Origin of the sequence: Trinickia symbiotica (assembly GCF_002934455.1) — a bacterium.
Lineage (GTDB): Bacteria > Pseudomonadota > Gammaproteobacteria > Burkholderiales > Burkholderiaceae > Trinickia > Trinickia symbiotica.
Genome location: NZ_PTIR01000005.1, coordinates 51,857 through 65,952, shown reverse-complemented (window position 1 = coordinate 65,952; position 14,096 = coordinate 51,857). Strand labels below are relative to the sequence as shown.

Below are 14,096 nucleotides of genomic sequence, written 5' to 3'. Positions count from 1 at the left end.
ACACGCGATGGACATGTTCGACCTGAAGAAGCTTGGCCTCGATATCGAGTACCCGTACGCGAAGCAATACGAGAACTACATCGATGGCAAGTGGGTGCCGCCCGTTGGCGGCGAATACTTCGAAAACCTCTCGCCGATCAACGGCAAGCCGTTTTGCCGCGTGCCGCGCTCCGGTGCGGCCGATATCGATCTCGCGCTCGATGCCGCGCATAAGGCCCGCCGCAAATGGGGCAAGACATCGGCGACCGAGCGGTCCAATCTTCTGCTCGCCGCAGCCGAACGCATGGAGAAGAACCTGAAGCTGCTCGCCGTGGCGGAGACGATCGACAACGGCAAGCCGCTGCGCGAGACGATGGCCGCTGACCTGCCGCTCGCCGTCGACCACTTCCGTTACTTCGCGGGTTGCGTTCGGGCGCAGGAGGGCGGGATCTCCGAGCTCGACGACAACACGGTCGCCTACCATTTCCATGAGCCGATCGGCGTGGTCGGCCAGATCATTCCGTGGAACTTCCCGCTGCTGATGGCGGCCTGGAAGCTTGCGCCGGCGCTCGCGGCCGGCTGCTGCATCGTCATGAAGCCCGCCGAGCAGACGCCGGCCTCGGTACTCGTGCTGATGCAGCTCATCGGCGATCTGTTCCCGCCGGGCGTGATCAACATCGTCAACGGCTTCGGCAAAGAGGCCGGCGAAGCGCTCGCGACGAGCAAGCGTGTCGCGAAGATCGCGTTTACCGGGTCGACCCCGGTCGGCAAGCATATCCTGCGTGCCGCGGCCGAGAATCTGATTCCGTCGACGGTCGAGCTCGGCGGCAAGAGCCCGAACATCTTTTTCGCCGACGTGCTCGATCACGACGATGCGTTCCTCGACAAGGCGCTCGAAGGGCTCGCGATGTTCGCGCTGAACCAGGGCGAGGTCTGCACCTGTCCGTCGCGCGTGATGATTCAGGAGTCGATCTACGAGCGTTTCATCGAGAAGGCCATCGCGCGCGTGCAGGCGATCAAAGCCGGCCATCCGCTCGATCCCGGCACGATGATCGGCGCACAGGCGTCGCAGCAGCAGCTCGACAAGATCCTCTCATACATCGATATCGGCCGGGGCGAGGGCGCGACGTGCCTGACGGGCGGCGAGCGCAGGAGCCCGGCCGAGGGTCTCGCAAGCGGCTATTACGTCATGCCGACGATGCTGCTTGGAAACAACAAAATGCGCGTGTTTCAGGAGGAGATCTTCGGCCCCGTCGCATCGGTGATGACATTCAAGGACGAAGCCGAAGCGATCGAGCTCGCGAACGACACCTATTACGGACTCGGGGCCGGCGTATGGACGCGTGACGGCACGCGCGCGTATCGCATGGGCCGGGAAATCGAAGCCGGTCGCGTGTGGACCAACTGCTACCACCTTTATCCAGCGCATGCGGCGTTCGGCGGGTACAAGCAGTCGGGCATCGGACGCGAGACGCACAAGATGGCGCTCTCGAACTACCAGCAGACGAAGTGTCTGCTTGTCAGCTACGACGCGAAGCCGCTCGGCTTCTTCTGATCGGAAGCGGGGGATCGCGGCCAGCGGGAGGGGCGGCGGTCGTCATGCGGATGGCAGCCGATGGGGGCTGCCGATCGCCGAACGGCGCCGACCAAAAAGAAAACGCCGGGTGTCTCGGAACCCGGCGTGAATTGCACGTACAGAGCGGAGCGGTTGACGCTCCGCGGACCCACAGGTCCCCGAGGGGACTTCCTCGGGGAGCGCCGAAACGGTGCTCCCTGAGGCGCGCAAGTGCAACGCGACGCCCGAAGGCGATCGCGCGCGTTGGTGTTGCTTAGAACTTGTGGATGATGCCGGCGCCGACGGCGATTTGATTCTTCGTCGTCGATGCGCCGATGCCGTCGCCGATGTTCGCCGTTGCATTCACGACAGAGATGGTGGTCGCACCGGTCGTCGTGCTGCTCGTCGCGCTAAGCGTTTGACCCGACGCGTGCTGATACGCTTCGAGCACGTAGATGCCGGTGCGCTTCGACAGCGAGTAGAACTGCGACAGGTTGAACTGGTTGTACGTCGCGCTACCCGCGCCGTCAGCCGCGGCCTTACGCGTGTAGCTGTAACCAGCGGCCAGGTCGAGCGTCGGCATGGCCTTCCAGTGCACCACGGCGCCAGCCGTGTTGAAGACGGCTTCGTTCGTAAAGCCCGAACCGGCACCCGGGAGGTACTGGACGTTCGTGTACGAGAACGAAATGTCGAAGTTCGGGGTGAACTGCCAGCCGCCCGTCACACCGATACGTTGTTGCGCGCGTGCGAACTTGTAGCCGTTGTTGATGCCCGACACGGCCGGTTCGTTGCTCGTGTCCGCGATGCCGGTGCCGCTGCCGTTGGCGGTGGCCGAATTCCAGGCGGCGCTGCTCGTGCGCGTGTTGTTGATATGCTGGTAACCGACGCCGAGGCCGAACGGACCCGCCTTGTATTGCGCGGCCAAGCTCCATACGGAATCGGTCGCTTCGCTGCCGGCGACGCCGCCGAGCGCGTACATACCGCTCACCGTCAAGCCGTAGAGCGTCGGCGAGGTATAGACGACGGCGTTGTTCGTGCGGTAGCTCGTGTCGAGCGAGTCGATATCACCCGGGTGTGCGCCGAACGCGCCCGTCAGCCACGTCGTCGGGCTCCACGGCGAGAGCAGCGTGTAGTAAGGCGTGTACTGACGGCCGAGCGTCAACGTACCGTAGGTGTCGTTCGTCAGACCGACATAAGCCTGGCGGTTGAACGCGAGGTTCGTCACAGCCTGGGCGCCCGTCGCGCTGTTGAAGCCTTCTTCCAATTGGAAGATCGCCTTGGTACCGCCGCCGAGGTCTTCCGCACCCTTCAGGCCGAAACGGCTGCCCGCCCAGACGCCGTTGAGCATCTTGAACGCGTGGGCGCCGCCGGTCTTCGCGCCGGTCGACGACGAATTGTTGATGTAGCCGAGGCCTGCATCGACGATACCGTACAGCGTCACGCTGCTCTGCGCATGAGCGGCGCCAGCGGCGAGCCCGGTAACGGCCATCGCGACCATCGTGGTAAGTACACGCTTCTTCATCAGATCTCCAAGCTTTCGAGACTTTACGTTTTGATTTGCGACCTACAGCGACTTTTGTGACGCTTATAAGTCATCGTACAACAGCGAACCGACAGCATTTTCGGCGGGTCGGATCGTTTGGAGGCATTAGGGAAAATCTCTATGTAATCATTTGTTGGCTGATAGTAGTCGGACAACATATGATGGGCGCCCGGCCGCTGATCGCACGCCACCGGGGGGCGTGCCACTGCGTTCAGCGGCCGATGCAAGCCGGCGTCAGGCGGATGTCAGCGCGTGAGCGGCTCTGGACCTAGAACAGAAAGACAGGAGAAGAAATGCGCAATTGGACCGTGCGAGGCAGCCTGCTGGTGGCCCTGGTGTTGTTTGCGGCAATGATGGTGATCGGCGGCTTCGTCAGTGTGGGCGCGCTCGAACGCGCCAACGCCAGCGCCACGCACGAGCGTGACATGGCGCGGCAGGTCATCCTCGTCAATGACGGCTACAAAGACACGACGCGGACCCGCTCGGCGCTGACGAGGGCTTATGCGGCGCTCAAGGAGAACGGCGACAAGAGCACGCGCGATGAGGCGCTCAAGAGCGCGCAGGTCACCATCGATCGTGCCGCCGAGGAGACCGAGGCCTTTCGCCGGGCGGCGGGCTTCGAGGGGCTCGATGATGCGCTGAAACAACAGTTGCTCGATGCATCGGATCGGCTCGCCGTCCATCTGAAAGCCGCCTTCCAAGCGTTGCAAAACGACGACACCGCCGCCTACGTCGTGATCAACGACCGCGACATCCGCAACGATGGGATCGCTTATTCCCAAGCCGTCGAAAAGTTTCAGAAGCTTTCCCATGCGCTCGCCGACGATTTGGCCGCTCAATCCGAGCGCGAGTATCGCTGGGTTTTCACCATGGTGGTGGTGGGGGTTGCGCTCGCGCTGGCGGTGATCGTTGCGACGCACTTTGCGCTGCGGCGTATCGTCATCGCGCCGCTGCGGCAGGCGGCGGCCGTGCTCGATCGGATCGCCGCGAATGACCTGACCGTCGAGGTGCCGCAAGCCGGCGCGAACGAGATCGGGCAGCTTTTCTCCGCGATGCGGCGCATGCGGCAAGGCCTCTGGCAGGCGGTCTCGGGCGTGCGGGAGAATTGCGACGCGATCCATACCGCCGCCCGCGAAATCGCCGCGGGCAACCTCGATCTGTCGAGCCGGACGGAGCAGCAATCGGCATCGCTCGAGGAAACGGCGGCGAGCATGGAAGAGCTCACGTCGACCGTCAAGCGCAATGCCGACAACGCGCGCGAGGCGAGCGGCCTCGCATCGAGCGCGGCCGAAGTGGCGGCGCGCGGCGGCGACGTCGTCGAGCGAGCCGTGAAGACGATGAACGCCGTATCGGCCAGCTCGCAAAAGATCGCGGACATCACCGGCATCATCGACAGCATCGCATTCCAGACCAACATTCTCGCGCTGAACGCGGCCGTCGAATCGGCGCGCGCGGGCGAGCTCGGGCGCGGTTTCGCCGTCGTCGCGGGCGAAGTGCGATCGCTCGCGCAGCGCAGCGCCGCGGCCGCCCAAGAGATCAAGACCTTGATCGGCGCATCGGTCGACGACGTGAAGCACGGCAACGCGCTCGTCGCCGAAGCCGGGCGCACGATGAGCGAAATCGTCGCGGCGGTCGGCGAGGTCGCGACGATCATGGCCGAGATCACGTCGGCAACCGCCGAGCAAAGCATCGGCATCGAGCAGGTCGGCCAGGCCGTGAGCCAGATGGATCAGGTCACCCAGCAGAACGCCGCGCTCGTCGAACAATCGGCGGCCGCGGCGAGCGCGCTCGAGCAGCAGGCGAGCGCGACGGCTCAGGCAGTTGCCGCGTTCCGCCTGAGTGCAGCCTGAAGAAAGAAAGGGCGACGAGCCTCGCCCGATTACTCCGAGCCGTCGGTCCGCCTGCTCGCGTGGCGAAGTCTCTCGCGGCTGTTGGACAGGTGCATCCGCATTGCCGCGCGGGCGCTCTCGGCATCGTGCCGGGCGATCGCATCGAGGATCGCCTCGTGCTCACGGTTCACGATCGATAGATAGACTTCGGGATCTTCGTGCGCGATGCTCGCCGAGTCGACGCGCTCTCGCGGGATCAACGCCGTTCCGAGCTGCGTGAGGATATCGACGAAATAACGGTTGCCCGTGGCGCGTGCGATCGAGATATGAAACTGCAAGTCGGGCTGGACGCTTTCCGGGCCGCCTTTGCGCGAGGCCGTCAGCGCATCGAGCGCCGCGCGAATGCGCGCGATATCGTCGGGCTGCGCGCGCTGGGCGGCGAGCCCCGCGCATTCGGTTTCGAGGCTGATGCGCAGCTCCAGGATCGCCAGTACGTCGCGCAGCGTCGTGCCCGGCGCGACGTCCAGGCCGAGCCCTTTGCCCGTCGTTTCGAGTACGAAGCTGCCGATGCCATGCCGCGTTTCGATCATCTTGGCCGCTTGCAGCCTCGAGATCGCTTCGCGGATGACGGTACGGCTCACATTCATCGTTTCCATCAGCTGCGATTCGGTCGGCAGCTTGTCGCCTGGCTTGAGCGCGCTCGATTCGATCTGCTCGGTCAGTCGATTGACGACGAACTCGGCCAGATTGCGGGCGCGGCGGGGTGCGGCGGCGGCGGAAGACGGCGCTGACATCGGTGGACCTCTTCGACAGCTTATAGGGGAAACGTCGTCCATTATAACGAGGGGGGCGAATGTCGTCTGACAACCGCCCCCCGCGCCTACGCTTTTTTTTCTATTCGAAATTCACCGACTCAACCCAGTTAGGGTTCTTCCCAGTCGCCACGCGGGTAACAGCCGTCAGGGCTCCCGTCTTGGCGTCGATGCGGTAGACCGTGAGGTGGTCTGACAACTGGCCGACGGCGAACAGATAGCGCCCCGATGGATCGATGCCGAACCCGCGCGGCTGCTTCTCGGTCGGCCAGGTGCCGAAGCGCGTGAGCTTGCCGGTCGAGGCATCGACGCGATATCCGCCGAGCGTGCTCGACGTGCGCTCCGAGATGTAGACGAATTTGCCGTCCGGCGTCTGGTGAACATCGGCGCCCCACGGCTTGCCCTGCTTGTCGAAGTCGGACGGCAGAATCGAGAGCGTCTGAATGGGCTTCGCCTTGTCCATCGACGGATTGAAGGTGAGCACGTGCAGCTTGCCGTCGAGTTCGTCGATCAAATAGACGAAGCGGCCGTTGTTCGAGAAAACGAAGTGGCGCGGGCCCGATTTCGCCGGCAGTGAGTAGGCGGGCGCCGCGTCTTCGACGAGCATGCCGCGCTCGGTGTCGAGCTTGAGCCGAAGCCAGGCGTCGGCGCCGAGCACGGACGCGAACGCATACTGGTTGTCGGGCGCCGTGCGAATCGAGTGGGCCATCGGTCCTGTCGGCACCGTCTGCTGGGCGGCTTGCGCGATGCCGTTGGCGTCGATGCGGCTCAACGAAAGCATATTCCCACCGTAAGAGGCCGCGAGCAGGTAGCGGCCCGTCGCGTCCGTCGAAATGTAGGCCATGCTTTCCGGCAGCGATGCATCGCCGAGCGGCAGCAGGTGGCCGTCGAGCGGATTGATGGCGAGCGTGGCGGCGCGATACGGCTTGGAGCGCAGGCCGACATAGAGGCGATGATGGTTCGGCGAGAGCGCGAGCGGCATGGCGGTGCCGCCGACGTTCAGCGTCTGGATCGGCGAAAGCGCGCCGCTGGCATCGTCGAGGCTGTACGCCGAAATGTCCTGACTATCGGCGTTCGAGACATAGACGTAGGTGCGCGAGGCGTGCGCGGCCGAGAACAACGTCGATGCGGCGAGGCCGACTAGCGCCGTGCGGACGATGCGGGTTGCCGCGGAGCGGCGGGTCGGGCGCCGGCGGAGCGGATGGCGGTTCACGAGGTCTCCTTTGTTAGTGGGGTGGCCGCTTGACTATCAAGTCGTCCTACCTCAGTTGTTTCTGGAAGCTGGCGCTCGTGATAATACATCGTATGACTCGTCGCAAGTTATCCGTTTCGCTCTCTACGCCGCATGCGGTGCTGTCAGCGAATTTACAGGGAAAAGGCTGTCTTTTCTAAATACAATAGATAGCCTGTAAGCACTGCGCGGATAGTGCGTCTCTACAGCGTTTACCTTGTACTGACGAAATACAAAAGATAGACTGTTATATCAATTAACAGGTAACAGCCTGTGCTCGGCTGCCGAGGTAATCGCCATGGACTTTCCCATCACCACGCTGGCTCAGCTACGTCCGATTCTTCTAGGGTTCCGCAAGTCAGCGGGATTGACGCAGGCTAAGATGGCCAGCCGCCTTGGCGTGACGCAGCAAACCTACGCGCAACTCGAAGCCAATCCAGCGTCGGCCAGCTTCGAGCGCTTGTTCCGCGTCTTGCGCGTGCTGAACGTCGACCTGGTGCTCAGCCCTAGAGCGGCTCGCTCTGGCGAGCCGACCGCCCATCAACCGCGCACCCCTGAGCCGGGTGGGCTCGAAAACGATCGGGAGAATTGGTAGCAATGGCACGCCGCACGCGCGCAAATCGTCTTGACTTATGGATTAACGGCCTGCCGGTCGGCCACTGGGAAAGCACGTACGGCGGTGAACGGTTCCGATATCGGCCCGACTGGATCGAGAATCCGCAAGGGCGCCCCCTTTCCTTGTCCTTGCCGTTCACGCCCGGCAACCAGCCGTATCACGGGGCGATCGTTCAGAGCTATTTCGACAATCTTCTTCCGGACAGCGAGCAGATCCGTCGCCGTATCGCCACGCGATACAAGGCCGACGGCACGTCGGCATTTCAATTGTTGGCCAAACTGGGCCCGACTGTGTGGGAGCAATCCAGATGCTGCCTTCCGAGGAGGAGCCTGAAGAGGTGCGGACGATCCAAGGGCGTGCGCTGACCGAGAGCGACATCGCGCATCTGTTGCGCGATACCACTGCGGCTCCGATTCCGGGCGCGCACGAGTTCGTCGACGATCTCCGCCTCTCGATCGCCGGCGCGCAGGAGAAAACGGCACTGCTTTGGCATCAAGGTCGTTGGCTCCTTCCTGTCGGTAGCACCCCGACGACGCACATTTTGAAACTGCCGCTCGGGCTCGTCGGCAACATGCAGGCCGACATGCGGACGTCGGTCGAGAACGAATGGCTTTGCTCCAAGATCGTTGCCGCGTATGGCTTGCCCATTGCCCGGTGCGAGATTCAACGATTCGAAGACCAGAAAGTGCTCGTCGTCGAACGGTTCGATCGCAGGCTCTCGACCGATAAAACGTGGTTTCTTCGGCTGCCGCAAGAAGACATGTGTCAGGCGACGGGTACGTCCGCGAATCGCAAGTACGAATCGGAAGGCGGCCCCGGCATCGACAAGATCATGGCCGTGCTTTCCGGCTCTGATCGTGCCGCCGTGGACACGCGAAATTTCTATCAGGCCCAACTGGTCTTCTGGCTGCTTGCTGCCATCGACGGGCACGCGAAGAACTTCAGCATTGCCTTGCTTGCCGGCGATCGCTACTACCGGGCGACCCCGCTCTATGACGTGCTGTCGGCCCATCCGATCATCGGCAAAGGGAAGAACCAATTGCCCCCGCAAAGGGCCAGACTTGCAATGGCCGTTCGCAGCAAGAACAGCCACTATGCGATCGAACAGATTCAGCGCCGCCACTGGCTCGCCCAGGGCGAGCGCGTCGGTTTCGCCGCCAAGGAAGTCGAGGACATGATGGCTATGCTGCACGCCCGAACAGAGTCCGTCATCGACGAGGTCGCCGCTCTCTTGCCGCGCGAGTTTCCGATGGACGTCGCCGACACGATTTTCGCCGGCATGCGCCGTCAGTGCCAGATGTTTGTCGCCGCGTGAGTCCCACGGGCTCAAACGTGCATCGTGGGGCGACGGAGCATCGGTCCGGTGTCGTTCAACTCGATTGGGACCATGGGGCCGCCGGTACGACGAAGTGGAATACCGCCCCCCGGTGCTCGCCGGCCGTCGCCCACAAACGTCCGTCGTGGGCCTCGATGATCGAACGGCAGATCGATAGCCCCATCCCGAGCCCGCCCGGCTTCGTCGAGTAGAACGGCGCGAAGATGCGGTCCATCAGCGAGGGGGGCAGGCCAGGCCCCGAGTCCTGCACCGAGACCCGCACCCCACTCGGCTCCGCGTGAGCGGTCGTGATCCGCAACTCTCGCGGCTCCGGCGGCTCGTCCGGCCCTTGCACTTCGCCGGCCATCGCCTGGAGCGCATTGACGATCAGGTTCAGCAGCACCTGCTGGAGTTGTACGCGATCGGCTTGGACGAGCGGCAAGTCCTCGGCGAGCGACATCCGCAAGGTGGCACCGGAGCTCGAAATCTCGCCGCGCGTCAACGCCAGCACCTCCCGGACCGCTTCGTTGATGTCCACCGCAACCTTGCTCATCGGCGCTTTCTTGACAAGATCGCGGATCCGACCGATGACGTCGGCTGCCCGGCTGCCTTGCTTACCGATTCTGTAGAGCGCCTGCCGGACTTCCTCCAGCTCGGGCGGCTCGTGAGCCAGCCAATTGAGCGCCGCCCGCGCATCCGTGACGATCGCCGCGATCGGCTGGTTCACCTCATGGGCAATTGCCGCGCTCAGCTCGCCGAGCGCCGTCACGCGCGTGACATGCGCGAGCTCAGCTCGAGCGTTATGCAGTTCCTGGGCCGCCTTTCGCAAGTCGGTGACGTCCATTACGGCGCCGATGAATTCGAGACCCCCCTCGTCGTCTCGCACCGCATGCGCCACGGCTCGAACGTCCTTCACGCGGCCGTCCGGCATGAGCAGCCGATGGTCGACTTCCCAATCCTTGTCCTCGCGCGCGACGCCTTTGAGGAACTGCCGCAGAAAGTTTCGATCGTCGGGATGCGTGCGCTCGAGGGCGAGTTCGACGCTGGGCTTCAGCGTGGGATCGCATTCGAAGATCCTGAACGTTTCCGCGGACCAGACGAGCTCCCCTTTCGCCGCTCGCCAGCCGAAGCTTCCGGTGCGGCTCAGCCGTTGCGCTTCGGCCAGATACATCTCGCTTTGCCGCAGCGCGTCTTCCGTCCGTCTTCGCTCGGTGATGTCTTCACAAGCGACCAGCACGAGAAAGCCGTTCGCCCGCTTCACGGCCTTGGCGTTTTCACGCACCCAGAGCACGGTGCCATTCTTTCGAATCTTGCGGACTTCCCAATTGTGCGGCTGCCCCGGATTCTCGAGGCAGACAGCCATGTTCCGCAGCACGAAGGGGCGATCTTCGTCGAGGAAGACGCCGAGGACGGGCTTGCCGACGAGTTCGCTCACTTCATAGCCGAGCTGCGCGGCGCCGAACGCATTGACGGAAATGACGACGCCCTTGTCGTCGACCATGAAATACATGACCGGGTTGTGCTCGAACACCTCCCGCCAATGGGCCTCGCTCTCGCGCAACGCATCTTCGGCGCGCTTGCGATCGTCCACTTTTTGTCCCTCCCCGATGGGGCCCGAGGCAAGGCGAGCGCCAGCGCGACGCGCCGCGGCAGGCCTCGCTCTTTTCAAAGCCCTATACGGGCAATCCTAACGCCATACGTCAGTATGATGTGCGCCGGGCCGCTCGGGGATTACGCTTAGGCTTCAAAGACTTCCGACGCGCGAGGCGACCCCCGCCGTCCGTCAACCGAACTCGTTTATGCACTCCGTCCGAACTATCTCGATTGTCGACGACGACGAGGCCTCGCGGTACGCGATCGCGAGCCTCGTGCGCTCGCTCGGCTGGTCGGCGACGGTCTTCGAATCCGCCGAGCAGTACCTGCGATCGGTGTCCCAACAAGCTGACGCCGCCGAGTCGACATGTCTTATTTCGGACATCAAGATGCCGGGGATGTCGGGGATCGAGATGCACGACCGTTTAACGGCTAGCGGGCAGGCGCCGCCGACGATCTTCGTGACCGCATTCGCAACCGATTCGCTGCGCGAGCAGATCGCGGCGCGCGGCGCATTGGCGCTGCTCGAAAAACCCGTCGACGCCGAAGCGCTGGCGCACTATCTGACCCTTGCCACGGGTGCCGCCACGGGCGATCGCTGAGTGTTGGCGCCGATGCCGCCGCGCGAAGCGGCCTGAGCGGCCTACAGCGGCAGCTTGCGCCACCGTTTCGCGCGCAAGCTACGACGTCCGCGTCCGATGGGGCTCGACGCCGAGTGCTTCCGCCTTCCGGACCAAATCGGGCACTGAGCGCGCCGCCATCTTTTTCATGACCTGTCCGCGGTGAATCTTGACGGTGATCTCACTGAGGTTCATCTGCGCGGCGATTTGCTTGTTCATCAGACCGGCGATGACGAACTCCATGACTTCGCGTTCCCGCGGAGTCAACGATTCGTAGGCAGTGCGCAGCGATGCGACGGACCGCTCGGCCGCTATCCGTTCGCCGTCGCGCGCGAGCGCTTCCGTGACGGCGTCGAGCATGTCCTGATCGCGAAACGGCTTCGGAAAGAAATTGAGGGCGCCAGCGCGCATCGCCTTGACGGACATTTCGATGTCGCCGTAGCCCGTCATGAACAGCACGGGAATGTGCAGTCCGGCGCGGGCCATATCCTGCTGAAACGCAAGCCCGCTCTCGCCGCGAAGCCTGACGTCGAGGATGAGACAGCTCGGCACGTTCGCTTTCGGAAAAGAGAGGAACTCGCGCACCGATCCGAACGCTTCGACCGAAAGGCCCACCGAGCGCAGCAGATTGCTCAACGCCAGCCGCATCGATTCCTCGTCGTCCACGATATAGACGACGGGTGTTTCGGTACCGGTCTTCATCGAAGAAGGGGACTGAGCGGAAACCATGCACGCTCCTCGTAAACCCCCGCAAGGCGTGCAGCGCTTCGCCGCGAGGGGGAAACCCATTATAGGCCTGCTGCGGCGCCGCAAGAATTGGGCGAAGCCCCAGGCGCCGCGCGAAGAGAACCGGGCCTACGCGCTGTGGGGTGACGGACTGGCAATCATACTTGTGTATGACCCGTTCAAACCAGTGTGGGTAAGCGGCGTCTTCTTGCATGTTTGTCGTGGCGCGCGTGCGAGCGTACTTTTCAGTCTATGGCGCGACGGCGCTTTGAAGCCCACTGCGGACGAACGATGTTTCGATTCGGACGTGCGCGATAGGTATGGTTCCCTCAACGCATTCCCGGTGATCCACTATGTCACTCAGGCCAGATCGATCTCGTGCGCGGCATCGGCTGATCGGACGGCCGTCCTTGCGCGCATCGCTCCCATGGCGGCGGCCTTCGCGGCAGCACGCCATGCGTTTGGCCTCATGGCCCGGTCACTGCATGTTGCGCACGGGACGCGACGCAGCTCGCGTGTTCAAACTCTCTAGCGAGCAGGGCGGTTGAGGTAAGCACGCTCGTTCCCCGGTCTTCAGCACCTCGATACCCCATCCCCTCGCGGCTGTGCGAGCTTGCCCTCGCGCGGCCGCGCGCGCGTCGGCGATCCATACGTTGCGTTCCGTTCGTTGCCAGCACGCAGGCTCTCCCCTGCGGATCTCTTCGCTCAAACCGGGTGCCGACGATGGCGCTCAACTAGCTTGATTAGCGAGTTGCGCAAAAAAGAAAGGCCGCGCTCAACTGGAGAAAGCGCAGCCAAAAGGGGAATAGCAGGTGAGTGAAGCGGGGAATACGCGTTCAGGCGCTGTCGGTTGTTCTCCCTCGCGTTTGTTCGCTTCGATCGATCACAGCAGCGTGATCGCCCTCAAATCGACGGTACGACGATAGACGTTCTTACCGAGCCACGGCACGTATGTGTATTCGTCGTAGGCGTTGCTGCCGATGAAAATCCAATTGCTCAGCCGGAACATCTCGTCTCTCTCCAATGTGTTGTCGCCTAGGTCGCAATTGCCTTCGACGTGGATACAAGATTAGTGGCTGAGCGGCGCCGGCACTATCGTACATGTGGACGCACAGAAGGCTCATAAGCATGACGGAGTCATACGACTGTATGGTGGGCGGTGCGATCGCAGCTCGCTCGTTCCGTGATGCTCAATGCTCGAGCACCCGCTCCACGCGCTTGTCCGGCACGAGCCAGATGGCCGCGGTGAGCGCATAGAGCGAGACGGACGCGGCAGGCAGATAGAAGGCGGATGCAATGCCGAGCAGATACAGGACGACGGAAATCGCCCCTTTCACGTCGCGTCCGACCGCACGCGCGAGGGGCGACTCGGGACCGTGAATCCGCAGCAGTGCGCGAGTCAGCATGAAGTAGGCGATGGCCGACATCACGAGGATGGCCCCGTATAGCGCCGTCGGCCACGGCGCGAGATGGCTGTTGCCGATCCAATGGGTGACCGCGGGCAGCAGCGACAGCCAGAACAACAAATGGAGGTTGGCCCACATGACGAGGCCGTCGACACGCTGGACGAGATGGAACATGTGGTGATGATTGTTCCAATAGATGCCGACATAGATGAAGCTGAGCACGTAGGCGAAGAACACCGGGGCGACAGGCTTCAACGCATCGAGATCGAATCCATGGGGCACATGAATCTCGAGCACCATGATCGTGATGATGATCGCGATGACCCCGTCGCTGAATGCTTCAATGCGTCCCTTTCCCATCGTTCGGCTCCTGATCAAACGCTCAATCGCCGCTGGCTGCATCGACGATTGCGATCAGCAATCCGATCAGCAACGCGGCGGCGGATGCAAGGAACCAGCGCACCGTCTTCCGGTACTCGGGAACCTCATCGTCCTCGACGCGCAGCGAGCGGAACAACGCGAAGATCTGCAAGCAGACGGCGATGACCAATGGCAGCGCCGCCAATATTGAACGCAGTGTCCAGCGGCCGCTGCTTTCAAAGCCCCAGAATCGCCAGAACGCCAGCGAAAAGCCCAGCAAAACCGTGATGGCGGTGATGATGCCCTGGCGGTATCCGGGTGGCACGATCCTGGGCGCAGGCCGTGTCTTCGGCGTGACGGGCGTTGGTTCAGCGTCGTTGTGCGCGTCGGTCATCGGGCGGTCCCTCCTGCTTCCTTGCTCGGCAGCATGTCGGATAAGAAGCGATTGTATGTTCTCCGCCGTGTCGGGCGATGCAGAATCGAACGGTCTGCTCGTCACGCCGAAGGATGC

12 protein-coding genes and 1 pseudogene are annotated in these 14,096 nt (G+C 63.1%); 5 read left to right on the top strand and 8 right to left on the bottom strand.

The features are described 5' to 3' along the window. The first annotated feature begins 7 nt into the window (after positions 1-7). Positions 8-1,534: an aldehyde dehydrogenase family protein gene (locus B0G57_RS09655; protein ID WP_018442405.1), complete on the top strand. Its 1,527-nt coding sequence runs from the start codon at positions 8-10 to the stop codon at positions 1,532-1,534. A 274-nt stretch (positions 1,535-1,808) separates the two neighbouring features. Here B0G57_RS09655 and B0G57_RS09650 read toward each other — a convergent pair whose 3' ends face one another. After that, the gene (locus B0G57_RS09650; RefSeq protein WP_018442404.1) at positions 1,809-3,056 is read right to left on the bottom strand and encodes a porin; all 1,248 of its coding nucleotides are present in this window, start codon (positions 3,054-3,056) and stop codon (positions 1,809-1,811) included. 314 nt (positions 3,057-3,370) lie between these two features. Here B0G57_RS09650 and B0G57_RS09645 point away from each other — a divergent pair, with 314 nt between their 5' ends. Continuing rightward, positions 3,371-4,927: a methyl-accepting chemotaxis protein gene (locus B0G57_RS09645; protein WP_018442403.1), complete on the top strand. Its 1,557-nt coding sequence runs from the start codon at positions 3,371-3,373 to the stop codon at positions 4,925-4,927. Positions 4,928-4,956: 29 nt separating this feature from the next. Here the strand turns inward: B0G57_RS09645 and B0G57_RS09640 are convergent, their stop codons facing one another. Next, a complete protein-coding gene (locus B0G57_RS09640; RefSeq protein ID WP_018442402.1) occupies positions 4,957-5,700 on the bottom strand; it encodes a FadR/GntR family transcriptional regulator in 744 nt (247 codons plus the stop codon). A gap of 100 nt (positions 5,701-5,800) precedes the next feature. Continuing rightward, the gene (locus B0G57_RS09635) at positions 5,801-6,931 is read right to left on the bottom strand and encodes a lactonase family protein (RefSeq protein ID WP_018442401.1); all 1,131 of its coding nucleotides are present in this window, start codon (positions 6,929-6,931) and stop codon (positions 5,801-5,803) included. 316 nt (positions 6,932-7,247) lie between these two features. Here B0G57_RS09635 and B0G57_RS09630 point away from each other — a divergent pair, with 316 nt between their 5' ends. Together B0G57_RS09630 and B0G57_RS09625 are read left to right on the top strand one after the other, a co-directional pair. After that, entirely contained in the window at positions 7,248-7,544 is a 297-nt protein-coding gene (locus B0G57_RS09630; RefSeq protein ID WP_018442400.1) for a helix-turn-helix transcriptional regulator, read from the top strand. Positions 7,545-7,546: 2 nt separating this feature from the next. Then, a pseudogene (locus B0G57_RS09625) lies at positions 7,547-8,880 on the top strand (type II toxin-antitoxin system HipA family toxin). A gap of 55 nt (positions 8,881-8,935) precedes the next feature. On the opposite strand, the gene B0G57_RS09620 reads toward B0G57_RS09625, so the two are convergent. Continuing rightward, positions 8,936-10,471, bottom strand: a complete 1,536-nt coding sequence (locus B0G57_RS09620) for a PAS domain-containing sensor histidine kinase (protein WP_018442398.1) — start codon at positions 10,469-10,471, stop codon at positions 8,936-8,938. A gap of 208 nt (positions 10,472-10,679) precedes the next feature. Here B0G57_RS09620 and B0G57_RS09615 point away from each other — a divergent pair, with 208 nt between their 5' ends. Further along, positions 10,680-11,075, top strand: a complete 396-nt coding sequence (locus tag B0G57_RS09615) for a response regulator transcription factor (RefSeq protein WP_018442397.1) — start codon at positions 10,680-10,682, stop codon at positions 11,073-11,075. A gap of 78 nt (positions 11,076-11,153) precedes the next feature. Here B0G57_RS09615 and B0G57_RS09610 read toward each other — a convergent pair whose 3' ends face one another. The 4 genes from B0G57_RS09610 to B0G57_RS09595 form a co-directional block, all read right to left on the bottom strand. Next, a complete protein-coding gene (locus tag B0G57_RS09610; RefSeq protein ID WP_020566397.1) occupies positions 11,154-11,822 on the bottom strand; it encodes a response regulator transcription factor in 669 nt (222 codons plus the stop codon). An 880-nt stretch (positions 11,823-12,702) separates the two neighbouring features. Next, positions 12,703-12,828 (bottom strand): hypothetical protein, encoded by a 126-nt coding sequence (locus tag B0G57_RS32115; RefSeq protein ID WP_018442394.1) that lies wholly within the window; start codon positions 12,826-12,828, stop codon positions 12,703-12,705. Between the two features lie 181 nt (positions 12,829-13,009). Then, positions 13,010-13,585 (bottom strand): TMEM175 family protein, encoded by a 576-nt coding sequence (locus B0G57_RS09600; protein ID WP_018442393.1) that lies wholly within the window; start codon positions 13,583-13,585, stop codon positions 13,010-13,012. A gap of 22 nt (positions 13,586-13,607) precedes the next feature. Further along, positions 13,608-13,979 carry a hypothetical protein gene (locus B0G57_RS09595; RefSeq protein WP_018442392.1) on the bottom strand — a complete coding sequence of 124 codons (372 nt, stop codon included), beginning with the start codon at positions 13,977-13,979 and terminating at the stop codon, positions 13,608-13,610. Positions 13,980-14,096 lie beyond the last annotated feature (117 nt).

Coding starts and splice junctions, on each gene's coding strand:
- B0G57_RS09655 (WP_018442405.1), top strand. CDS start 8: ATGGACATGTTCGACCTGAAGAAGCTTGGCCTCGATATCGAGTACCCG.
- B0G57_RS09650 (WP_018442404.1), bottom strand. CDS start 3,056: ATGAAGAAGCGTGTACTTACCACGATGGTCGCGATGGCCGTTACCGGG.
- B0G57_RS09645 (WP_018442403.1), top strand. CDS start 3,371: ATGCGCAATTGGACCGTGCGAGGCAGCCTGCTGGTGGCCCTGGTGTTG.
- B0G57_RS09640 (WP_018442402.1), bottom strand. CDS start 5,700: ATGTCAGCGCCGTCTTCCGCCGCCGCCGCACCCCGCCGCGCCCGCAAT.
- B0G57_RS09630 (WP_018442400.1), top strand. CDS start 7,248: ATGGACTTTCCCATCACCACGCTGGCTCAGCTACGTCCGATTCTTCTA.
- B0G57_RS09615 (WP_018442397.1), top strand. CDS start 10,680: ATGCACTCCGTCCGAACTATCTCGATTGTCGACGACGACGAGGCCTCG.
- B0G57_RS09610 (WP_020566397.1), bottom strand. CDS start 11,822: ATGGTTTCCGCTCAGTCCCCTTCTTCGATGAAGACCGGTACCGAAACA.
- B0G57_RS32115 (WP_018442394.1), bottom strand. CDS start 12,828: ATGTTCCGGCTGAGCAATTGGATTTTCATCGGCAGCAACGCCTACGAC.
- B0G57_RS09600 (WP_018442393.1), bottom strand. CDS start 13,585: ATGGGAAAGGGACGCATTGAAGCATTCAGCGACGGGGTCATCGCGATC.
- B0G57_RS09595 (WP_018442392.1), bottom strand. CDS start 13,979: ATGACCGACGCGCACAACGACGCTGAACCAACGCCCGTCACGCCGAAG.